This is a genomic window from Polyangium sp. 15x6, assembly GCF_029960785.1.
In the GTDB taxonomy this organism is placed as follows: domain Bacteria; phylum Myxococcota_A; class Polyangia; order Polyangiales; family Polyangiaceae; genus Polyangium.
Genome location: NZ_JASBQE010000009.1, coordinates 178,140 through 199,908, shown reverse-complemented (window position 1 = coordinate 199,908; position 21,769 = coordinate 178,140). Strand labels below are relative to the sequence as shown.

Annotated in this window: 21 protein-coding genes; 13 read left to right on the top strand and 8 right to left on the bottom strand. The window is 69.2% G+C overall.

The annotated features are described in order from the left end of the window. Positions 1-41: 41 nt before the first annotated feature. On the bottom strand, positions 42-488 hold the full coding sequence (locus tag QHF83_RS09870) for a hypothetical protein (protein WP_282417527.1): 447 nt from the start codon (positions 486-488) through the stop codon (positions 42-44). 122 nt (positions 489-610) lie between these two features. Between QHF83_RS09870 and QHF83_RS09865 the strand changes: the two genes are divergently transcribed. The 3 genes from QHF83_RS09865 to QHF83_RS09855 all read left to right on the top strand — a co-directional run bounded on the left by QHF83_RS09865 (position 611) and on the right by QHF83_RS09855 (position 3,100). Further along, the gene (locus QHF83_RS09865; protein WP_282417526.1) at positions 611-1,462 is read left to right on the top strand and encodes a penicillin-insensitive murein endopeptidase; all 852 of its coding nucleotides are present in this window, start codon (positions 611-613) and stop codon (positions 1,460-1,462) included. Further along, complete coding sequence (locus QHF83_RS09860; protein WP_282417525.1) at positions 1,459-2,373, top strand: site-specific DNA-methyltransferase; 915 nt, start codon at positions 1,459-1,461, stop codon at positions 2,371-2,373. The genes QHF83_RS09865 and QHF83_RS09860 overlap by 4 nt, the downstream gene beginning before the upstream one ends. Before the next feature lie 154 nt (positions 2,374-2,527). Further along, positions 2,528-3,100, top strand: coding sequence for a hypothetical protein (locus QHF83_RS09855; RefSeq protein ID WP_282417524.1), 573 nt, complete (start codon positions 2,528-2,530; stop codon positions 3,098-3,100). Here the strand turns inward: QHF83_RS09855 and QHF83_RS09850 are convergent. Both QHF83_RS09850 and QHF83_RS09845 read right to left on the bottom strand, forming a co-directional pair. Continuing rightward, positions 3,097-3,903, bottom strand: coding sequence for a hypothetical protein (locus tag QHF83_RS09850; protein WP_282417523.1), 807 nt, complete (start codon positions 3,901-3,903; stop codon positions 3,097-3,099). The genes QHF83_RS09855 and QHF83_RS09850 overlap by 4 nt on opposite strands. Positions 3,904-4,570: 667 nt before the next feature. Next, complete coding sequence (locus tag QHF83_RS09845) at positions 4,571-5,554, bottom strand: hypothetical protein (protein WP_282417522.1); 984 nt, start codon at positions 5,552-5,554, stop codon at positions 4,571-4,573. Positions 5,555-5,724: 170 nt separating this feature from the next. On the opposite strand from QHF83_RS09845, the gene QHF83_RS09840 reads away from it, so the two are divergent. Next, positions 5,725-7,431: a L,D-transpeptidase gene (locus QHF83_RS09840; protein ID WP_282417521.1), complete on the top strand. Its 1,707-nt coding sequence runs from the start codon at positions 5,725-5,727 to the stop codon at positions 7,429-7,431. Positions 7,432-7,438: 7 nt separating this feature from the next. Here the strand turns inward: QHF83_RS09840 and QHF83_RS09835 are convergent, their stop codons facing one another. Next, entirely contained in the window at positions 7,439-7,930 is a 492-nt protein-coding gene (locus QHF83_RS09835) for an SRPBCC family protein (protein WP_282417520.1), read from the bottom strand. A gap of 190 nt (positions 7,931-8,120) precedes the next feature. Between QHF83_RS09835 and QHF83_RS09830 the strand changes: the two genes are divergently transcribed. The 3 genes from QHF83_RS09830 to QHF83_RS09820 are packed head-to-tail and all read left to right on the top strand — an operon-like array spanning position 8,121 to position 10,680. Next, positions 8,121-8,693, top strand: a complete 573-nt coding sequence (locus QHF83_RS09830; RefSeq protein WP_282417519.1) for an RNA polymerase sigma factor — start codon at positions 8,121-8,123, stop codon at positions 8,691-8,693. 48 nt (positions 8,694-8,741) lie between these two features. Continuing rightward, positions 8,742-9,329 (top strand): hypothetical protein, encoded by a 588-nt coding sequence (locus tag QHF83_RS09825; RefSeq protein ID WP_282417518.1) that lies wholly within the window; start codon positions 8,742-8,744, stop codon positions 9,327-9,329. Between the two features lies 1 nt (position 9,330). Next, a complete protein-coding gene (locus QHF83_RS09820) occupies positions 9,331-10,680 on the top strand; it encodes a polymer-forming cytoskeletal protein (RefSeq protein WP_282417517.1) in 1,350 nt (449 codons plus the stop codon). 71 nt (positions 10,681-10,751) lie between these two features. Here the strand turns inward: QHF83_RS09820 and QHF83_RS09815 are convergent, their stop codons facing one another. Beyond that, positions 10,752-14,141, bottom strand: a complete 3,390-nt coding sequence (locus QHF83_RS09815) for an AgmX/PglI C-terminal domain-containing protein (RefSeq protein WP_282417516.1) — start codon at positions 14,139-14,141, stop codon at positions 10,752-10,754. A 134-nt stretch (positions 14,142-14,275) separates the two neighbouring features. Here QHF83_RS09815 and QHF83_RS09810 point away from each other — a divergent pair, with 134 nt between their 5' ends. Genes QHF83_RS09810 through QHF83_RS09800 form a run of 3 tightly spaced genes read left to right on the top strand, consistent with a single transcriptional unit; the run spans position 14,276 to position 17,959 of the window. Then, positions 14,276-15,592 (top strand): serine/threonine-protein kinase, encoded by a 1,317-nt coding sequence (locus QHF83_RS09810; protein WP_282417515.1) that lies wholly within the window; start codon positions 14,276-14,278, stop codon positions 15,590-15,592. Then, positions 15,589-17,061 carry a sigma 54-interacting transcriptional regulator gene (locus tag QHF83_RS09805; protein WP_282417514.1) on the top strand — a complete coding sequence of 491 codons (1,473 nt, stop codon included), beginning with the start codon at positions 15,589-15,591 and terminating at the stop codon, positions 17,059-17,061. Before QHF83_RS09810 ends, QHF83_RS09805 begins: the two co-directional genes overlap by 4 nt. 34 nt (positions 17,062-17,095) lie before the next feature. After that, the gene (locus tag QHF83_RS09800) at positions 17,096-17,959 is read left to right on the top strand and encodes an NAD(P)H-binding protein (protein WP_282417513.1); all 864 of its coding nucleotides are present in this window, start codon (positions 17,096-17,098) and stop codon (positions 17,957-17,959) included. On the opposite strand, the gene QHF83_RS09795 is transcribed toward QHF83_RS09800, so the two are convergent. Further along, a complete protein-coding gene (locus QHF83_RS09795; RefSeq protein WP_282417512.1) occupies positions 17,953-19,188 on the bottom strand; it encodes a citrate/2-methylcitrate synthase in 1,236 nt (411 codons plus the stop codon). The genes QHF83_RS09800 and QHF83_RS09795 overlap by 7 nt on opposite strands. A gap of 176 nt (positions 19,189-19,364) precedes the next feature. After that, positions 19,365-19,958: a sigma-70 family RNA polymerase sigma factor gene (locus tag QHF83_RS09790; RefSeq protein WP_282417511.1), complete on the bottom strand. Its 594-nt coding sequence runs from the start codon at positions 19,956-19,958 to the stop codon at positions 19,365-19,367. Between the two features lie 311 nt (positions 19,959-20,269). On the opposite strand from QHF83_RS09790, the gene QHF83_RS09785 reads away from it, so the two are divergent. Continuing rightward, positions 20,270-20,653 carry a hypothetical protein gene (locus QHF83_RS09785; protein WP_282417510.1) on the top strand — a complete coding sequence of 128 codons (384 nt, stop codon included), beginning with the start codon at positions 20,270-20,272 and terminating at the stop codon, positions 20,651-20,653. Between the two features lie 77 nt (positions 20,654-20,730). Next, on the top strand, positions 20,731-21,048 hold the full coding sequence (locus tag QHF83_RS09780) for a hypothetical protein (protein ID WP_282417509.1): 318 nt from the start codon (positions 20,731-20,733) through the stop codon (positions 21,046-21,048). Here QHF83_RS09780 and QHF83_RS09775 read toward each other — a convergent pair. Continuing rightward, complete coding sequence (locus QHF83_RS09775; protein WP_282417508.1) at positions 21,039-21,275, bottom strand: hypothetical protein; 237 nt, start codon at positions 21,273-21,275, stop codon at positions 21,039-21,041. The two genes, QHF83_RS09780 and QHF83_RS09775, sit on opposite strands and share 10 nt — an antisense overlap. A gap of 26 nt (positions 21,276-21,301) precedes the next feature. On the opposite strand from QHF83_RS09775, the gene QHF83_RS09770 reads away from it, so the two are divergent. After that, positions 21,302-21,769, top strand: a complete 468-nt coding sequence (locus tag QHF83_RS09770; protein ID WP_282417507.1) for a hypothetical protein — start codon at positions 21,302-21,304, stop codon at positions 21,767-21,769.

The window sequence follows — 21,769 nt, the reverse complement described above, 5'->3', positions numbered from 1 at the left end:
AGAGAGCTAGAACATCGAGCGGTTGCAAACCGATCGATGTTCTAGCGCCTCGGCGACGAGCGCGGCGGCGGCGCGGGGAGCTCTTCGCCGCGCACGTGCGCGATCGCCGCGGCCTCGTCGTCGAACACGGGGAGCTGGATTCTGCCGAGGCTCGCCTCCTCGCGCGTCCTGCGCATGGCTTGCAGCTTCCCGACCGCGGTCTTCACGAGGATCGCGCCCCGGGGGAAGCCCGTGAGGACCTCGTTCATGAGCGGGCGGATGATCGCCATGGCCGCGTCGTCGGCCATCATCGGAGCTTCCCGCGTGTCGAGCAGCACGCCGAGGCTCTTGCGTTCACGCAGCGGGACGCGGATGCGAAACTCGCTCGCGATCTTGTCGAGGATCGCAGCCACGCCGGCCACGGCCATCGGCGTCGTGGTCCGTCGTACGCGGATGAACCCCGACTCCCGCGTGACGGCCGCGAACTCACTGCGAAACAGCTCTTCCATGCTGGTTCGATGGTGGCCTCGCGCGTGAGGCGCGGCAAGGCCGCGTGGCCCCTTCCCGCGACGCGCGTCCGATGCTTCCATGCGCGCGGCGCCTCGGCGCGGCATCGGCTCGTCTTCTCGTCATGCGTCCTCGCGCTTCGCTCCTCGTGCTTTGTGCCTCGCTCGCGCTCCTCCTCGTCGCGTGCATGGGCACGCCGACGCCGCTCGCGCCGGGTTTGTCCGGGTCCGTGGGTTTGCCCCACGCGGGCGTGCTCACGGGCGCGGCGGCGCTGCCCGATCGGGGCGCCGGCTACCGGCTCTTTCGCAACACGAGCGCTCGGTACGGCACGCCGCGCCTCGTCGAGACGGTCAAGCACGCGGCCCGCGAGGTCGCGTCTCTCCGCCCCGGCGCGCCGATGCTCGTCGGCGATCTTTCGAATCGCCACGGCGGCTTCCGCAACGGCCACCGCTCGCATCGCACGGGCCGCGACGTCGACTTGCTCCTCTACTGCACGACGCCGGACGGCCGCTCGATCCCGAGCCCCGGGTTCGTCCGTTTCGGCGCCGACGGCCTCGCCGAAACGGACGACAAACGCCTCCCGTTCGTCCGCTTCGACACCGAGCGCAACTGGCAGCTCGTGAAGGCGCTCGTCACGTCGCCCGAGGCCGACGTCGAGTGGCTCTTCCTCGCGCGCTGGCTCGAAGCGCTGCTCATCGAACATGCGCGGGCGCGGGGCGAGGATCCGGAGCTCGTCTGGCGCGCGGAGAACGTCCTCTTGCAGCCGAAGGACAGCGCGCCGCACGACGATCACATCCACCTGCGCGTGGCGTGCGCGCCGACCGAGGCGGTGGCCGGCTGCGAGGGTCGCGGACCTGCGTGGCCGTGGCTGCCGGAGCCGCTCGCGCTCGAGCCGTGGAGCGACGCGGAGGCGCTCACGGCGCTGCTCGACGATCTCCTCCCGGGCAAGCCCGAGGCGGCGACGGGAACCCGATGAACCTGCTCGCGCACGGCGACGCGGCGGACGTCTGCGCCGCGCTCGCGCCGGACGTCTCGTTCGACCTCGTCTACCTCGACCCGCCGTACGGCGTGGGCACGTCGATGACGGCGCGCACCGCGCTCGGACAAACCCGGGGCAAGAAGCAGGCGTCGGGCGGCCCGGTGGCGTACGAGGATCGTTACGATCCGGAGAGCCTCGTGGCGATGCTCCTGCCGCGCCTCGAGGTGATCCGCGGCCGGATGAGCCGGGGCGCCACGATCTACGTGCACCTCGATCATCGCACCGTGCACGAGGTGAAGGTCGCGTGTGATCGCCTCTTCGGCCGGGGCGCGTTCCTCGGCGAGGTGATCTGGACGCCTGGCAACGGCAGCCGCGGCGCGCGTGGGTTCACGGTCACGCACCAGACGCTCTTGCTTTACGTGCGGGATCCGCGGGAGCGCCGGGAGGTCGTCTACAACGCGGGCGACCCGATCCTGCGCGAGCCGTACGCGGCGACGAGCCTCGAGATGCACTTCCGGCATCGGGACGAGGCGGGCCGGCTCTACCGCGAGCGTGTGGTGAACGGCCGGACGTACCGGTACTACGCGGACGAGGGAAGGCGGCTCGGCAGTGTCTGGACCGACGTACCGGCGATGGTGGCGAACACGCCGCTGCGCGTCGAAGGCACGGGGTACCCGACGCAGAAGCCGGAGCGACTGCTGGAGCGCATCATCCGGGCGTCGAGCCGGGAGGGCGCGACGGTGGCGGACCTCATGTGCGGAAGCGGGACCACACTTGTGGCGGCAGCCAAGCTGGGACGGCGGTTCGTGGGAGGTGACATAAGTCACCTGGCCGTCGATCTTTCTGCGAGACGCCTCACTTCAGAAAAGATTCCGTTTGTCCGCGTAGGCGATGTATCGTTCACCTGAAAAAAGTTGTGGACGATCGGCCCTCTCAACACACGCGTGTTCACGTCGCCAAGCTTCCTCACACGGTTGGAGGATGTTGGGCTGAGCACGAGCGTGATGGAGGAGGGGGACGGGGGCTGACGTTCGGGCAGCTTTGAACTGAGGAGAAAGAGCCATGGATTTCGGAAAGAGCTTGCTCCGGGCGCTCCCGTGCGTTGCGGCGCTCGCCGGGCTGACGGGGTGCGGGGTGTCCCCGGGGGATACGTGGATTTACCGGGTTTCGTTCGGGGAGACCGATTCGAACAGCGGGTGCTGGTATCCGGAGACGGAGCCGCCGGCGAACCAGGAGAGCGACAGCTCGAGCCTGCGCGGCACGGGCACGTGGATCATCTATGCCAGCATCGAGGACAAGATCTACCTCGATACGGGCGCCGTCACGCTCGAAGGCGCGGAGTCGGACGAAGGGTTCACGTTCTCGGGCAAGGTGGTCGACGTGCAGTACGACATGCCTGACGGGACCGGCTCCAAGCGCACCACGACGATCACGACCACGGTCAACGTCATCACCGACGGGAATGCGATCTCGGGTGAGGCGATCAAGAAGACGTCGTATGCCTGCTCGGGCTCGACCTGCGGCGACAAGGTCCCGAGCTGCACGGAGACGGGCCCCTTCGTCGGCACCTACATCGAGGATGTCGAGCTCAAGTACGAAGTCGGCGGCGGGACCGGCGCGCCGCCGAGCCCCTAGGGCCAATCGAGTGGCGTCGGCGTGAAGCTACTCGCCGTCGTGCCATTCCCAAATTGGCCGTACGTATTGTCGCCCCAGCACAGGATCTCACCAGTTTCCATCAGCGCGCAGGATGTCGACGCGCTGAATGCCAAAGAGCTGACTCCCGTGAGATTGTTGGCGATGGGCTTCGGCTGATTCGTTTGATTGCCGTTGCCCAGCTGCCCGCTGGCGTTGTTCCCCCACATCCACAGAGCTCCGTCCACGGTCGCTCCGGTGTTTCCGTAACCAAGCTCGATCCGTTGCGCCCCCAGCAATGACACGAATTTGGGCGTTGACGCATCGAAATATGAGTTAATCCCCAGGGAGCCAAACTGATTGGAACCCCAGCAATGGAGTCCCGTCGATCCGAGACTACACGTATGGGATCCTCCCGACTGCACATCCGTGACACCAGCAATGGTCGACACCTCTGTGGGAGTAAGGCGATCCACGGTGTCCCCCACTCCCAGTTGACCGTTGGAGTTCTCGCCCCAGCAGAACACCTTTCCCCCCATTTGGAGCGCACACGTATGGGAAGTGCCGGCGCTCACCGTCACAACGCCGGAGATCGAATTAATCTTGACCGGGAACTGCTTGAAGAATGCATCCCCGTCCCCCACTTGTCCTGAGTGATTCATTCCCCAACAGTACAATGCCCCAACGACATCGACTGCGCAGACGTGACCTCCGCCGACTGAAATCGATTTTATGTTCGCCAATTGCCCCACGAGCGTCGGCGTAAGTACATTCTCTCCCCAGCACGCAACGGTGCCGTTCTTCAAGACAGCGCATGTACGAGCGCTGTACGATCCCGCAAACCGACCATTTGCGGACACGTCAATGGTGGTGAGCCCTCCCGGGAGGGCAATTTTCACGGGTTGGGTTTTACTCACCTTCGACCCGTCTCCCAGCTCCCCCGTTTCGTTCCTCCCCCAACAATAAAGCTCCCCATCCTTCAGCACCGCACAATGGTGCTGATACCCCCCCGCCACACTGACCGGATCATTACAACTCCCCGCCTTGCAATACGCGGCACACGCGTTCCCACAAGCCCCACAATGCGCCTTCGTCGCCCCTAGATCCGTCTCGCACCCAGGCTCCGCCGTGCAATCCCCCCACCCCGTCTCGCACGTGTACACGCACGTCCCCATCTCGCACGCTGCCGTCTGATTCGTCTCCGCTTGACAGTCACCCGCATCCATGCACTCCGGCGGCGCCCCACCGACCCCTCCGCTCCCGCCGACCCCTCCACTCCCACCCACGCCCCCACTCCCGCCGACACCGCCGCTCCCGCCTCCGCCGAGCCCTCCCTCCCCGCCGCCGCCTCCTCCCGCATCCGGCTCCCAGATCGTCGCCGGCTCCCAGCCGATGATCTGCTTGCACCCGTACCCGCTCACCACCACCAGGCCCAGAAGACCCGGCATCCACGTCGTCCCTCGCGTTCGCATCTCAGAACTCCATCCCGGCGCTCACGCCGAAGCTCCCTCGACCCACCACCGGCGTGACCCACGCGCGCTCCGTACGCGCCTCCGCGGTCTCCTCGTTCCCGCCCACCACGAAGAGCACGATCCCCGCCGCGAGCACCCCACCGCCGATCCCCATCAGCACCGTCGACACATCCGCGGAAAACCCTGCCGCGTTCCGCAGCGAATACCCCTCCGGCGTGCACCGCGTCGGATCCCCCGCGTCGCACTTCTCCTTCGACGCCGCGTTCTTCTGCAGCGCGTTCGCCCCGAACCCCACCCCCACCCCGAGCCCCACGATCCCCGCGATCCCCGTCGCGAACCCCACCCCTCGGAGCAGCGACCACTGCGGCTTCGGCGCCTCCGCCACGTCCTTCGGCGCGACCGCCGCGACCGCCGCGAGCTCCGGGATCACGACCTCCACCGTCGCGGGCCCGGCGGGCACCACCTTCTCCTCGTGAAACCCCGTCCTCCCCGGCGCCCGCGCTTCCACCACGTGGCTCCCCGGATCCACCGGCAGCGCCGTCCCGAACACCGCCGACCCCAGCACCTTGCCGTCGAGCAGCACCTCGAGCCCCGCCCCCCCCGACGGCGCCGTGATCCGGATCCGCGACAGCTTCTTCTCCAGCGCCTGCCGTCGCTCCTCCGCCACCGCCTCCCGCGACTTGTCCCCTCGCTCCCGCGCGAGCCGCGCCGCGTCCCCGAAGTGACCGTACGCGCTCGCCGTCATTCCTTGCCGCTCGTGACAGTCCCCCAGGTTGAGCCGCGTCCCGACCGATGGATCGTATCGATCACTCTCCGCGAACTTGAGACACGCCTCGGGCACCCGGTTCTGGTCGAGCAGCGCCCTCCCCTCGTCGAAGAGCTTGTCCGCGACGGCTTTGTCCGCGGCGGAGGGTTGTCCGGACACATGCGCGGCCCCGAGGAGGATGGCCGTGAAAAACGAAAGCGCCGTCGACTTCCTGAACATGCATTCTCCGCTCGCGACCGAGAGCGCCGGGCCAGCCCGACGTCACCCGACCAACCTCCAGGCTACCCCGCCCCGGTCGGCAAGGGAAGGAGCCGCACTTTTGGGCCCGGATCCAGGCAGGATCGATCGATCTTTGCCTCCCTCGAAACACGCACGGTACCCTTCGAACCATGAAGCTCGAAGGCCATGCCCTTCCGCTCTTCCTCTTCCTGATACCCGCGTGCGCGCCCGCACCCGAGGCGAAATATGACGGAGGCTCCCAACGCCCGAGGCAAGAGCGCGTCGTCCCGCCCACGGACCTCGAGATCGAACAGTGGAAAGAGGACATCAAGCTCCGCGAGTGGCAAGACTGGAACCAACGCAAGAAGGATGGGGACACGCCCTTCAACAAGACCGAGGCCGAACCGCCGCCCGGTGAAGAGCCCGCGTTCCAGTTCACCTCCGCCAAAACCGAACCCAATCCCGCCCCCAAACCGGCGCAGACGGAGCGGCCGCGCATCGGCGCCATCGCGGATCAGGCGTACATCTACAAACGCCCCGAGCCCAAGGGTTTGCCGCTCGGATACGTTCGCATGGGCACGAGCGTCACGCTCCTCTCGAACGAGCCCGTCGAGGGGAAAAACTGTGCCCGCGGCTATTACAAGGTCGCACCTCGCGGCTACATCTGCCTCGATCCCCGCAAGACCACGCTCGATCTGAACGACCCGTATTACCGCGCCCTCGCCGAGCTCGCCCCGCGTGAGGACGCCGTCATGCCGTATCGGTATGCCTTCTCGAACGGCGCGCCCATGTACAGCCGCGTCCCGACGAAGGCCGAGCAGGAGAAAGCCGAGCGGAGCTTCGGCGCGCCGGGCACGTTCGTGCAGCTCGCCGAATGGTCGCGCGGCCACGAGGAGCTCATCAGCGGCGACGAGAAGGACCGCATCCGCGCGACGGACCCGATCTTTTCCATCTTCGCGAATGGCCAGCGCTCCGTCGGCGGCAATGGCGCCTACGACCCGGGGAAGCTCGTCTGGCGCGTCATCCCGAACGGCTCGATGCTCGCGTACGCGCGCGCCTTCGAGGCCGAGGGGCGCACCTGGCTCGTCACGCCCGACCTCATGCTCGTCCCCGCCGACCGCATGCGCCCCTTCCGCCGCACCGCCTTCCACGGCGTGCGCCTCGGGAGCGACGTCCGCCTCCCGCTCGCCTGGAACCGCAAGCAGGAGCCCATCCCGCGTTACACCCGCGGCGAGGACGGGAAAATGGTCGCATCTGGACAAACCATTCCCCCGAAGGGCTACGTCCAGGTCACGGAGCGCGTCGTCGTCGGCAAGAAGGCCTACCTCGCCCTCCGGAACGAGCCTGGCGCCTTCGTCCTCGCCGACAGCGTCACGGTCAGCCGGGCCGCGAAAAAACTCCCGCGCTCGGTCAAACCCGGGGAAAAGTGGATCGAGGTCAAGATCAACCCCGGCACGCTCACGGCCTACGAGGGCGACAAACCCATCTACGCGACCATGTTCTCCCCTGGCAAGGGCGGCGCGCCCATCCCCGGCTACGACCCGTACGTCCATTCGATGACGAAGACCGGCATCTTCCCGATCGAGTGGAAAGACCGCGTCGCCGTCATGTCACCCGACAAGGAATGGCCGCCGAAGATGCTCTGGATCTCGGAGGTCCCGAACATCCAGTACCTCCGCGCCCCGCTCGCGATGCACGTCGCTTACTGGCACGAGGATTTCGGCAACCCGAAGAGCGCCGAGTGCGTGAACGTCTCCCCCGAGGATGGCCATTTCCTCTTCCAATGGACCGAGCCCGCCCTTCCCGAGGGCTGGGGCGGCGTCCGGCCCGGCGACGGAAACGGCAAGGCCACGCCGGTCGTGATCACCGCCTTGTGAATTCAGGCTACGGATTGTGCTCGGCGAACCGCTGGAGCTTTTCCGCCGATCGCCGGAACATCTGTGAAAACACCGCCCGCGCCGCCCCGTGCACGGGCACCATGACGAGCGCCGGCGTGTAGAACACGTGCCAGACGAGCCGCGTCCGCCGGCCTCCGTCGAGCGGCTCGAACCGCAGGTCCTCCAGCATTTGCTTCACGATCGGCAGCGTGATCCCGTCGATCGAGAACGTGAGCCGCTGCCCACGATCCCAGGCGAGAAAACGCTCCTTCACGGTCAGCGTCCGGAGCTCGATCTCGCGCGTCGTTCCCACCGTGTGCGGCTCCGGGCTCGTCCACCGGCAGGCAACGAAGTCCTGAAACCACTCCTCTTGCCGCTCGCCCGTGGCGAACAGATCGAAGACGCGCTCGGGCGTGGCGTCGATCGTCACGACGTTCGCGATGCGTTGCGGGGCGCTGTCGACGTACGAAAGATCCGAAGGGGTCGTGCGGAACCACATGGGGCGTATTCCGCCTCGGTTTCCCCCCCGACGCAAGCCCTGCCGATGGGCCTCGCGGCTCGGAGGCCACGTCACGCAGGAGGAGCGCAAGAGGCGGGCGGGATTCGGCGCCGGCCAGAAAAAAAATCGGGGGCTCGAAATTTCTTCCCCCGCTCCGCCGAACAGGGCGGCGAGGATGCAGACCGCACCCATGACGCCCAACGTCCCCGGCCCGAAGGCGCCGCCCCAAACGGCGGCCGTCTCACCGGAGGAGACTGCTTCGCTGCGACAGATCGTCGTGGCGGTGGTGGCGTGTGTCCTCGGCGAGCGCCGGGATCACCCGGACGTCGAGGATTGCACGCACGAGGCGCTCTCCCGCGCCATCGAGGGCCGGAGCCGCTTGCGTGACGGAGAGCCGCTCCGTCCGTGGGTGATCGGTATCGCGCGGCACGTGGCGCTCGATGCGCTGCGGAGCCGCAAGCGCACGCGGCGGGTGGAGGCGCGGATGGAGACCGCGTCCGACGATACCCCGACGGCGTGGCTCGACCTGGTGCCGGACCCCTCGCCGGGTCCGGAGGAACGCACGGCGAGCGCCGAGCGAGCGACCCGCCTCGAGCGGGCGCTCGGCTCGCTCCCCGAGGAGCAGCGGCGCGCGCTCGTGATGTTCCACGTCGAGGGGCTCGGATACCAGGATATTTGCAAGCGCCTCGGCGTCCCGCTCGGGACCGTGGCGACGTGGCTCGCGCGCGGCCGGCGGCTGCTCGCGGAGACGGTCGGCGAATGATGGGTTTTGGGGCGCAGCTCCGTTTGTGATGACGAGAGAGGAACGACGGTGGCGACGATGGACGATCTCGACAAACTCCCGCCGGATCTGGCCTGGCAACACGACGGACACGTGACGGATATCGTGCTCTCGAGTGTCGCGGACGGAGAAGCGGGGATCGTCCCAGCGGATGCCCTCTCTCATCTCGACGGTTGTGACCATTGCGCGCAGCGCCTCGGCGCCGAGGCGCTGCTCTCGGCGCACGCGGGCGAATTGCTCGCGGAGCTCGCGGAGCCGTCGTTCGCCCCCGCGAAGGCGCCCGAGAAGGTGTCCGCGACGGCCATCGCGAAGGCGCCCGCGTCCGTGCGGGGCCTCGCGACGCTGCCGAAGCGCGCCGTGTTCGGCGCGCTGCTCCTCGCGATGCTCGGCGCGCTGCCGGGCATTTTGGATCAAATCGCCCGTGCCCCGAGCTTGCTCGGGACGATCTGGCGGGCCGTGCTCATGCTGGGGCGGAGCGCGGCGCTCGTCTCGAAGAGTGAATGGTTCCCGACGCTCGCTTTCGCGGCGTCGGCAGTGCTCATGATTTCGGGCCTCGTCGTATCGCGCTTGTCGCGTCCGGGGTCCTCGAACGACTTGGCGCAAGAAGGAGGCGTGTGAAATGGCTGCTCGAAGGCTCTCTGGGCTCGCGTTCTTGCTCTCTGCTGTGACGACCGCGGCGCCCTCGCTGGCGGCGATCGAAAAGCAAGGTGAATGGCCGGCGGACGAAAAGAAGGTGAGCCTCGACGTCGAGCGCGTGCCCCAGGAAGATGCCATCAAGCGCCTCGCCGAGGCGGCGGGCTGGAGCGTGGTCCTTCACGCCCCCTCCACGGAGCCGGCCTCGCTGCACGTCAAGGACCAGCCTGCCGACAAGGTCCTCTCGCTCCTCCTCGAAGGTGGTGATTACGTCGCCCGCCGCGACGGCACGCTGATCTCGATTTCCCGCGCCCCCGCCGCGAAGGCCGCGGAAGCCGCGCCCGCGGTGCCGCCCGTGCCTCCGACGCCCGCGGTGCCGCCCGTGCCTCCGGCGCCGCCTGTCCCGCCAAACATTTCGGGGGACGCGCCCGCGGCCAAGCCCGAGAATCCCGGGGCGCATGCCAACAAGGGCGAGGGCAAGGATCGCGAGGTGGTCGGGCAGAACCTCGTGATCGAGAAGGACGAGGTCGTCAGGAACGTCCATTTGATTGGCGGCACGCTCACGGTGAAGGGCGTCGTCACGGGCGACGTGGAGGTCGCGGGCGGGATGGTGTCGATCGAGCCGGGCGCGCACGTGATGGGCGACGCGCAGGTGATGGGCGGCTCGCTCAACGTGAAGAAGGGGGCGCGCCTCGATGGGGATGCGCGGATCGTGGGCGGCAAGCTCGACCGCGAGGAGGGCGCGGTCGTCGCGGGGGACGTCTCGACGCGGATCGAGGAAGAAAAGGACGATGAACCGACGAACGCGCAGCACATCATGCGTGAGTTCAGCGAATCGATGACGGGTGGGGCGCTGCTCTTCGCGCTCGGCGCTGTCTTGATTGCGCTCTTCACGAAGCGCGCGGAGTCGCTCAAGGTGGAGATCGCGGCCCGGCCGATGCGCTCGTTCGCGCTCGGTATCGTGGGTTCGCTCGGCGCGGTGGCGCTGCTCGCGGCGCTCTGCATCACGCTGGTGGGCATTCCGGTCGCGGTGGTGGGGCTGCTTGCGGGGACCTTCGGGGTCTTCGCGGCGATGTGCTCGGTGCTGGAGGTCGTGGGCCGCGCGCTCATCGGGCACAAGACGAAGAATGAATATGCGCACCTCGCGCTCGGCTGCGCGCTCTTCGTGCTGACGAGCCCGCTGCCGGTGATCGGCGGGCTCGTGCGGGTGGTCGTGGTGCTCGTGGCGATTGGCAGCCTCGTGGCGACGCGGGCTGCGGGCCTGGTCCCCGCAAAGAAGGGCGCGAAGACCATCGGGGACGATTCTCATCCTTATCGGAGCGCCGAGGTCGTCTGAACCGGTTCCCGTTCTAAAGAAAAAGGCCGCGCTCCTCCGGGAGACGCGGCCTTTTTCTTTTCGTCGATCCGTCACTCGCCGATCGAAATCACCGCTGCCGTCCGCGCGCCCTCCCCGCCACGCACCTCGAACTTCCTGGTCATGTCGTTGAGACGAACCACGAGCTCTCCCTTCGCGGCCGGGAGGCCGCCGGTCACGAGCACGCGATACGTCCCGTTCCACGCGGATGCCGCGATCCACGACGCCCCCGAGCGGACCGCCCCCGGCATGATCGGCGTGGTGATGTGGCCCGCGGGGTCGATCAGGACGACCCGGGGACAACCCTCCACGCCCGCGCCGCACGTGACCTTCGCCGAGATTCGTTCGCCGCCGGGCTCCCCCGCCGCATAACCCGGCGCCTCGCCCTTCTCGAGAGCTTCGCGCAAGGACATGAGGGGCTTGCTCGGGTCCTTCTGGGCCGCGAGGGTCGCGAGCACGGCGTCTCGCTCGCCGAGCACGCGGGCGCGGCAGCGGAGCGCCTCGTAAGCGCCGTCGAGCGGGCTCAGCTCGGCATACGCGCGGAAATGCGCGCAGGCGCGGCGCTCGTCGCCGGACGCCTCGAAGGCGCGCGCCGCGCGCTTGTGGGCCGACGCATTCGAGGGGTCGAGCTCCACCTGGGTATCGAGCGCGACGAGCGCGGTGTTTTCCTCGCCGAGCGCGGCCGCGGCCTCGGCATGCAGCCCATGCGCGCGGGCGCGATCGGGATCGAGCTCGACGTATTTCGTGGCCTCGCGGAGCGCGTCTTCGAATCGCCCCCGCGCGAGCAGGCCCGTGACCCACGCCTCGCGCGCCCGGCGGCTCTCGGGCGATTCCAGGGAGGCTTTTTCGAGCATCTCGAGCGTGTCCTTCCCGGCGCTGCGCCAGGCCTCGTCCCCCTTGCCGATCCAGGACGCAGTCCCCCAATTGGACGAGCGGGAAAAGACGGGCGGCGTGGCTGCGCGGCCGTCGCCGGGGAAGAACTGGATCGGGTACGTCACGTTCACGACGCCGCCCTCCGGCTGCGGGAACGAGAGGCCCCGGAAGGCGCGAATCACGCAGGCGACGACGTCCGAATTCGGCAGATCGCTGCCGCCATTGGCCACGGACACGACCGAGCCGTCGCGGCCGATGACGAACCGGGCGACGACGCGGCCCGTGAGGGTCGAATTCGACCGGAGGCCATTCTCGTAGCAGAAGCGGAAACGCCCGAAGTTCTGCCGCACGATACGCTGGATGACCGCGGGCGGCATCCGGCCGCTCACGGTCGTCGCGCCCATGCGGACGGTCGGCGCCACGCCTGATCGGCCCGCGTGGCTCCCCATTCCGATCCCGTCGCGCATGGGCCCGAGCCTCCCATGGCCCGCGCCAAACCCTTGCCCCGTCCCGCCCCCGCCCTCGCCGACCCCGGACAAACCGAGGCCGCCCGTGCCGAACGACTCGCCGATCGAATCGAAAGGCCTGCCGCCGAGGCGCCCGCGGCCGGTCTCGACCTCGGAGGAGAGGCCGCCCTTGCCCTGCGTGCGGGGAATGCCGAAGGCGGCGAACATGCGGTCGTTTTCCAGGACGAGCAACGAGGTCAGGCGGCTCTGCACGTGGTATTGCTGGGAGAGCGCGATGGTCTCCTTGGCCGCGTCGTCGTCCGCGCGCCGGCCGAGCTCGCTGATGCGCTCGGTGGCCCAGCGCCGCGCAATGACCTTTCGATCGGCGCCCGGCGCCGCCGAGAACGAGAGCGTCCGTGCTTCGAGCACGTGCATGCCATCGAATTCGCCCGCGAGCTCCACGGTCGCGCTCTCGGCCGAGGGCGCCCCGGACCACCGGCCCACGAGGACGAACTCTTCCCCGGCGCGCACCGCTGGGAGCTTGCGCGGGAATACGTCGATGAAGCCTGCCGGCAACGTGAGGCGCGCATTCATGAGGAGCGGGACGTCGAGGCCCTTCGCGAGGACGAGCGCGCGCTGCGCGAGCGAACCGCTGCCCGCTGCGAGCCGCTCGTAGGAAGCAGAGAGCTCCTCCGCGAGCCCGCCGAGGACGAGCTCGTCAATGGAGGGGCCCGCGCCGACCAGACGAAGCTCGGCCTGTTTGTCCGACAGAACCGGCCGGACCCGCGCGGCGATCGAATCGACCTTCAGCTCTCCCGCGGAGGGGGCGCCGTCGCCGAGATAAACGACCTGCCCTCGGCCCTGCGTCTCGACGCGCGAAATCGCCGATACGAGGGCGGAGGCGAGGTCCGAGGCGCCCTCGGGCGCGCGCTCGTGCAAGAATCGGAAGGCCCCGGCAAGGGACGTGTCGCTCTTCGCGGAGAGGCCACGCTCGGGGTAGGAGACGCAGGCGCTGTCGCAAAGGAGGACGGCGAATCGCTCGCCTTCCCGCAATCGGCGCAGCATGCTCTCGGCGACCGTGACCTCGGCCGAGAGGCCCTCCCGCGTGATGCCGTGGCTCGCGTCGAGGACGATTACCTTTTCGTTGCGGAGCTCGATCGAGCTGGCCTCGGGCGCCGTCGGGACCGGGACACGGACCGCAAAAAACCCACGCCCCTCGCCGCCGTTCTCGACCGCGACGGGCAGGATCTCCGCCTGGGAGCGCGGAAATTCGAGGACGAAATCATCCTTCGGGACGAACGAGTCGGCTTGGAAATCGGCTTCGAGGCGGCCCGCCTCGGTGCGAAGCGAGGCCGCATGTCCGAGGACCTTCGCCTCGGCCGCGGCGCCGCCCGCGTCCTCGACCGTGACGTGCACGCGGAACGAATCCATCCGGACCGCGCGATCTTCGCCGAGAGAGAGCGGATACGTGTACCGCAGGACGCCCTTCGTCACGGGCAGGACCTCGTCGTAGGCGAGGATCACCTTGCGGCTGCCGCGCGCCGGCATCGGGAAGATTTTCAGGGAGAACGAGCTGTTCTGCGTCCATTCGAGCAGCGCCGGATCACGCGGGCGCACCGTGTCGTCGACGATGCCCTGGAAAATGCGCGCGGCGCGATCACGCTCGACCATCTCGCCCTCGACGAGCTCGTCGCCCACCCAGAGCGCGAGCCGCGACAAACTCGCGTCCGGCGGGAGCGGGAAGACGTACCGGCCTTCGAGGACCGTGGGCGTGTCGTTCGCGAGCTCCTCCTCGATCTCGGTGCGAGCGAATCCGTCGCGAATGGTGACGCGCACGGAATGCGCCCGCAGGCGCACGCCGGGGACGACGGTGCTCGTGCCCGGCAGGCGCCCCGTGATCGTGCCGAAGCCGCGCGGGGCGGCGAGCGTCGGTGAGCTCGTCTCGTCCTGAAGGAAGTCCTCCTCGCTGATCCCGGAGGCCGTTTCGAGAATGGCGGGGGCGCCGCGCGTCGCGGCGGGCGGCGTCATTTCGCCGTCGACCTCGCCAGGCGCGGCGAGGCATCCGGAGAGGCCCGCGAGGAGGACGAGGGTGTGGGCCGCGACGAGAGGACGATGACGACGCATGACGACCTTCCTCGGGCCGGATCACGCCTGCGGAGCGGCCCTGTGTGGCGGGTGTGGACGCCGCGGAAGACGGAAGGTTCCCGGATCCCGCGCGAAGGTGTCCGCCGGGGGCCGTTCTCGGCTACCCTCCGCCCGTGCCCGCGCCGTTCGTGCCCGAGCTCTTCGGCGACTTCCTCCTCGTGCAACGACTCGCGCGGCGGGCGATGTCGGATGTGCTCGTCGCCGTCCGGCTCGGCGACCGGAGCGGCCAGACGTTCGTGCTGAAGCGGCCCGTGCTGGGCGAACGCGCCTCGGGCCGCGCCGCGCAAGCCATCCAGCGCGAGGGCGAGGTGCTCGCGGAGGTGCGCGCCCCGGCGCTGCCCGCCCTCGCGGCGCGCGGCGAGCTCGCGGGTCTGCCGTACGTGGCCCTCGAGCACGTGCGCGGCGCGCCGCTCGACGAGCTCGCCTCCGGCGCGGAGCCGATGCCGGAAGGCGCGGCGCGCGCGGTGGCGCTCGACGTGGCGCGGGCGCTCGCGGCGCTGCACGAGAAGGGCTGGGTGCACGGCGATCTCGCCGCCTCGAACGTGATGATCGACGAGACCGGCGAGGCGAAGCTCGTCGACCTCGGCCTCGCGAGGCGCGCAGGCGAGGCGCGGCCGGAGGTCGCGGGGACGCCGGGATATCTCGCCCCGGAGGCGGCGCTCCCCGGCGAGGCGAGCGTCGCGAGCGACGTCTACGGATGGGCGGTGGTGGTCGCGGAGTGCGTGCTCGGGCGGCGCATCTTCCCCGAGGACGACCTCGCATCGGCGGGCGCGCGCGGGGATCCGCCGCGGGCGCTCGCGGCGTGGGAGGCGCGCATTCCGGGGCTCTCGGCGTCGCTCGCGCGGGAAGCCTCGCGCAGGCCGACGAGCGCGTCGATCGTGCAGGGCCTCGAAGCGCTGGCGCTCGATCGGGAGGCGCTCGCCGCGCGCGTGGAGGCGCACCGCGCGCGCGCCTCCGAGGAACGAACGTCGCTCGCCCGGCTCCCGGCGGTCGAGGCGCGCGTGTTGCCCGAGAAGTCCCCGCTGCCCGCGCTCGCCGAGCCTGCGCCCGAGCCTGCGCCCCGGCCCGCGCCGCCGCCTCGACGTTCTGCCGGCGTGTATCTCGCCGTGGCCCTCGGCGCGGTGCTGCTCTTCGCGATGGGCCAGTTCTCGGCGCGCCTCCCGCCGCGCAACCCGCGCGGCTCCGTCTCGCTCGCCGGGGTCGTGCCGCGGCGCGCGCACGTCGAGGTCGACGGGGAGAAGGTGGCCTTGCCCGCGGATGGCAGGCTGGAGCTCAGGAGCGGTGAGCACACGGTCGCCGTCGTGCTACCGAAGGGCGCGCGGCGCGAGTACACGTTCCGCGTGCGCCCGAACGAGCACGTGGTGCTCGTCGCCCCGAAGAAGGGCGCGACCAGCAACGAGGACGAGGAGGCGGAGGAGCGCGAGCCATGAGCGACGGCGAGAGCAGGACGAAATTGCTCGGCAGCGCCCCGAGCGGGTCGGGGGGTCGGCGGCCCGTGACCGAGGTGATCGACGCGACGAGCGGCCCCTCGGTGCGCCGGATCCGCAAGCTGCGCGTGGTCGTGGTCGACGCCCCCGACGCGCGTGATCAGGGTGCCGCGCATGTCTTCGCGCAGGACGAGGTGCGCGTCGGCAGTAGCCCCGACGTCGACGTGACCTTGCGCGACCCGGCCGTCTCGCGCGAGCACCTCGCCGTGCGCCTCGGGCCTCACGGTTTCTCGCTCACGGACTTCGGCTCCACGAACGGCACGTTCGTGGGCGACCTGCGCATCGAGCGCGTGGCCATCACGGACGACACGCTCGTGCGCCTCGGCAACAGCGTGCTCAGGCTCGAACCGCTCGCCGAGACGGTCGAGCAGGAGATCAGCCCGCGCGCGCGCTTCGGCCGCATGCTCGGCGCGAGCCCCGCGATGCGCGAGATGTTCGCGCTGCTCGAGCGCGTGGCCGCGAGTGATCTGACGGTGCTGCTCGAAGGCGAGACGGGCACGGGCAAGGAGCTCGCGGCCGAGGGGCTGCACGAGGCGAGCGGGCGCGCGGGCGCGTTCGTCGCGGTGAACTGCGGGGCGATCCCGCGGGAGCTTTTGGAGAGCGAGCTCTTCGGTCACGAGAAGGGCGCGTTCACGGGCGCGGTGCGCGAGCGGCCGGGCGCGTTCGTGGCCGCGGATCGGGGGACGATCTTCCTCGACGAGGTCGGCGAGCTGCCGCTCGACATGCAAGCGAAGCTGCTCCGCGCGCTCGAGCGGCGCGAGGTCAAGGCCGTGGGCTCGGATCGGTCGCGCTCGGTCGACGTGCGGATCGTGGCGGCGACGAACCGATCGCTCGCGCGCGAGGTGCAGGCGGGGCGTTTCCGGCAGGATCTCTACTATCGGCTCGCGGTGGTGATCGTGCGGGTGCCGCCGTTGCGGACGCGGATCGAGGACCTCAGGCTGCTCGTGGATCACATCCAGGACGAGCTCGCGCGGCGGCGCGCGGCGTCGGGTTTGCAGCCGTGCGCGCGGCTCGACGAGACGGCGATCGCGATGCTCTCCCGCTACGATTTCCCGGGCAACGTGCGGGAGCTGCGCAACATCGTGGAGCGCTGGGCCGTGCTCGGCGCCTTCGCGGCGCCGGGCGAACCCGCGGTGAGCCCGCGGGCCGAGGAGCGCAAGGCCGAGGCGCCGCCGAACCCTGAAACGCCGAAGGAGACCGCGCACGCGAGCGGGGTCGAGGCGAATCTCCTGAAGCTGCCGTATCACGAGGCGAAGGACGCCTGGGTCGAGCGCTTCGAGCGGGCCTACGTGGAGGCGATCCTCGCGCAGTCGGGCGGCAACGTGTCGCGGGCGGCGCGCGAGGCGGGCGTGGATCGGCGGCATCTGCAGCGATTGATGGCCCGGTTCGGGATCCGCGCGACGAGCGAGTGAGACGCGCGGTATCCTCCAGGCCCTGGGGGTATCCATGAGTCAACCGCGTGTTCTCCTCGCCGGCGCGACCGGCGCCGTCGGCTCCGAGGTGCTGCGGCTCCTCCGCGAGCGTGGCCATTTCGTGCGAACGTTCTCCCGGAGCGCGAAGAACGCCGAGAAAATCCGCCCGCTCGCGAGCGAGGTCGTCCTCGGGGACGCGACGCGCGCGGATTCGCTCGGCGAGGCGCTCGCGGGGATCGACGTCGTCGTGTCTTGCCTCGGCGCGAACGTGGCGCTGGGGATGCACGAGCGTCGCTCCTTCCGCGACGTGGACGTCACAGCCCACGAAAACCTCCTCGAAGCTTCGCTTCGCGCCTCGGCCAAACGTTTCGTCTATCTCTCCGCGCACCCCGGGCCCGGATACGATCACACGCGGTACATCCGGGCGCACGTCGAGACGGAGGACTTGCTGCGCGCCTCGGGCCTCTCGTGCTCGTTCGTCCGGCCAACCGGTATTTATTCGGCGCTCGGCGATCTGATCGACATGGCCCGCATGGGATTCGGGTCCGTCGCTGGCGACGGGACGGCGAAGGCCAATCCGGTGCACCCGATCTGCGTCGCCGAGGCGATGGTCTCCGTCGTCGAGGAAGGTCCGGAGTTCGTCGCGGTGGGCGGCCCGGAGGTCCTGACCCGCGAGGAGATCATGCGGCTCGCGTTCGACGTCGTGGGCAAGAAGCCGCGGATCATGCACGTGCCGCCCGGCGTGTTCCGGTTCTGGAGCGCCACCCTGCGCCTACCGCACCCGCGCCTGTCCGACATGCTCGAGTTCGTCGCGGCCGTCACGACCACGGACTCGGTGGCCGAGGCGCGAGGGACGCGCCCGCTCCGGCCGTGGTTCGAGGCGCTCGCGCGTCAATAGCGGTTTTCCGCTTCGAGGACGTGCGCGACGAGGCCGGCCACGCGGCCGACGGCGAGAATGGCGGCCGGCGCGCCCGGCGGCAATCCGAGCGCCGCGGCGAGGGCCACGAGCCCCACTTCGAGGCCGGGCTCCCCGTAACCGCGCGCGAATTCGACGAGATCCAGGGCGCGCTGGAGACGCCTATCCGCGGGCGCAAAGGATGCAGCGGCCTCGAGCAGGATCGCAGTGCGGGGGTCCGCGCCGGCGAGACGACCGAAGCCAGGAATCGGGGTCCCGCTGTCGAGCCGCTCGGCCACGAATTCCCGGACCTTCGCCGTCGTCTCGAGGACGTCGATCCAATTCGCGAGCTCCGTGCATACCCCGGCGTGCTCGTCCCCCGAGAGCGCCTCGACGCCCGCGAGCACGCAGGCCGCGAGGCTGCCGCCCGCATGCGCGGCGGCGCGCGCGGCGAGCGCGGGCGGATCAACGGCATGATCGGCCACGAGCGAGAGCGCGCGATCGAGCAGCGCCACGCGCGTCGGCGCGCTGGAATCCGCTTCCGAGAATGGCCACGCCATGGCGAGGCTCTCGGCGAGGGTCGGGGCGCGGGCGGCCGATAGAGCGCGCGTGACGCCACGGCAGGTGGCGGGCAATGCGGCGACGAGCGAGAGCAGCGCGCGCGCCTCGACGAGGTTCTCTTGCGGGTCCGGGCTGGGGTTCCCGTGCCGGTGGAGCGCCCAGAAGAGGATACCCAGGCGCACGACGTCGAGGGGGGCCGAAGGCAAGGCGAGGAGCACGAGCGCATCGCAGGCCCGGCGCAGGATCGAAAGGACGTCGCGCCGCTCCTCGTCGGATGAGGGCCACGCCCAGTCTCGGTCCTCCTTCGAGGGGAGCCTCCCGGACCAGAGGAGCTCGGCCACGGCCTCGAACGAGTTGCCCTCGCGCACGAGGTCGGCCACGGCATGCCCTCGATAACGTGGCCCCTCGGGGGACATCTGCGTGATGAACGTCCGGGACGAGCTTCGCTCCACATCGGAATCGGGCCCGGACCTGCCGGCGTGCGCCTCGCTCCGAGCTTTCAATCGCTCGACGTCCTCGCGCAGGTAATACCTGCCGCGCCCTCCGGGGCACGGGACGCTTCGCAAGAGGCCCCGGCTCACGTAGGTGTAGAGCGTCGCCCGCTTGACGGAAAGAAACGCTACGGCCTCGTTCGCCGTGAGAAATCCAGGACCCGGCGTGGTCGTCGTCATTACGCCCCCCGATTGTACAAGTGTATAGAAGTGTCGACCAAGCTATCACCAAACCGAGGCGCGTTGGGCGCGGGAGTCGAGGTAAAATGGGTCGGACAATGTCACATCCGGCCCGGGCCGTATGAAGCATATCCGGCCCGGGCCGTATGAAACATATCCGGCCCGGGCCGTATGCATCAACGTGTGGAGAGGCGGCTTTCCACCTGGCGTGTGATTCCGCGGGGCCTCGTCTCCTCCACGTGCGTCGCGAGCTCGTTGCGTAAACGGGTTCGCGCGTCCTGGATACGCTTTCGTACGGTCTCGGGCGAGAGCGACAGCTCGCCTGCGATGTCCTCGTAAGGTTCTTCCTCGACGAGACGGAGCTTCGCGGTCTCTGCGAGTCCGGGCGGCAAGCCGTCGATGGCCCTCCTTACGAGCACGTCGAGCTCGCGCCGCATCTGCTCGGCCTCGGGGGACTCGGCGTGCGCCGATTCGAGCGCCCCTTCCACCGTCAGCCGCTCGATCGCCCTCCTTTTGATCGCGCGCTCCCGGTGGATGTCGACGCAAGCGTTCCGCGCGAGCCGGGTGAGCCAAGCGCGCACATTCGATATCTCACCACTGCTGCGCGTGAGCTCCTCCATGGCGAGCACGGCGACCGTGCCGAGCGCGTCGCGCGCAGCCTCGGGATCCCTCCCCGTCCAGCGAAAGCAGAGCTTTCGGAGCTGCGGCTCGGATTGCGACCACGCCTCTTCAAAAGAGGCACGCGTGAAGCTCTGGTTCTCCCCCCCCATGAGCAACCTCCCCAATCGACGCGACGCGCCAGTCGAGCGCGCGCAGGTAAGTTGAATATTGCCGATGATTCGATGGAGGAGCGGCCCCGTCAATATCGATTCGCCAATCGACACGGGAATCATCGAGGCACACGATCGCGTCCGTCCGTGTCGGATGCCTATAGCGGTCCGGGAAAACGACGCGCGAGCGTCGATTCTCTGCTCACGAAAACGACGCCTCGTTCGTCATTGTTAGTGCCCGCGGCGATAAACGAAACGGCTCATAGGGAGCCGGACGCCGCGGGTCATTACCAATAAGAAGGAAGAAAACCATGAGCCGAGCGCAATTCGAACAGGGTGATTTCCCCCCCCTCCCCGCTCAAAACCCCCGGGACGTCGCGTCCCTCGTCCTCATCTCGATCGCGATGGAGGAGATGGGCCTCTCGCACATCCTCAATGCGGAGGGTGAGAAGATCCAGTGGATCCTCGGCACGCTCGAGGGTGGCGCCACCTCGCCGGCGAACCCCACGGTGGATCAGGTCCTCGACATCAACGAGTCGGTTCGGGACACGCTCGAGGCGGTCGTCGCCAAGAATCTCCTCCTCCACATGAAGGCCGGGAGGGTGATTCGCTTCTTCGAGGCCGCCACGGCGCCGGGCGGTGGTGGGGCCCCGGCCCCGGAGCCGGCCCCGGCCCCGGCGCCTGGACAGCCGTGAACGAGCCGAGGCGCGCGCCGCGGCTGCCCAGGTGGGGGGCCGCGGCGCGCGCCATCACCTCGTGAAGGGAGGGCGCGATGACCAGGGAGGGACACGACGGGTACAAGGAGATCATCGCCGTCCGATGGGAGGAGATCCGCCGGCGCCTGGATTTGGTCGACCGCATCATCGAGCTCGAATACACGGTGGTCGCGCACATCTCGCAGAAATGGCCGAATGAAGCCACGAGGGCGGGTCGCTTGGCCATGCAGGTCCTCGTGACGGCGTCGACGTATCGGTTGATGCTCGAGCTCTGGCGAGAAAACCTCGAATCGCTCCTCGAGCCGGACAATTTCCGCTGGACGACGGCCCCGCCGCCGCCCGGTTGGCCTTACGAGCAACTCGATCAGCAGTAATCGATCTCGTACCAGCCTCCCTCGGCGCCCGTCGCGCCGGTCGTCGATGTGGATCCGCTCTTTCTACGCAAGCGTACCCGAGCCGCCCCGGTGCGCGCGATGCGCCGCAGCGGGCGCGGAATTCCGCAGGTGCGGCGCTCGCTCCGCAGGCCGAGATCCCGCGAAACCCGCGGATCACGAGGCCTGAGCGCCTGGCACGCCGCGTGCTCTTCCTCCGCTCGAACCACGGCATTGCCCGTAAAGGAGCCCCGCCATGTCGAGCCTTCGTAACATCGTCCGCCCCCTCGCGTTCGCCCTCGCTTTCGTCTTCGCGACCGCCCCGCTCGCCGCCTCCGCCGAGGAGAAGGGCAAGGCGCCGAGGGTCGAGAAGGTCGACAAGAAGAAGCACGGCAAGGGCGAGTTCCCCATGGAGTCGGCCCGCTTCGACGAGAAGGTCGAGGAGAAGATCAAGCACGCGCGCGAGCAAATGGAGTCGCTCCTCGCCGCGCATCCGCTGCCGGAGTCGATGAAGGCCCAGATCCGCAAGGATTTCGAGTCCGGCGCCGCCGCGATCCGCGCCGCCGCGAAGGAGGCCGGCAAGGACGGCAAGGTGACGCGCGACGAGGCGAAGGACGTGAAGAAGCTCGCGAAGGAGCTGAAGGAAAACGCGCGCGAGAAATTCGGCAAGGAGGCGCGCCGCGACGGGAAGAAGCGCGAGAGGCGCGAGAAGCGCGCGAGCTAG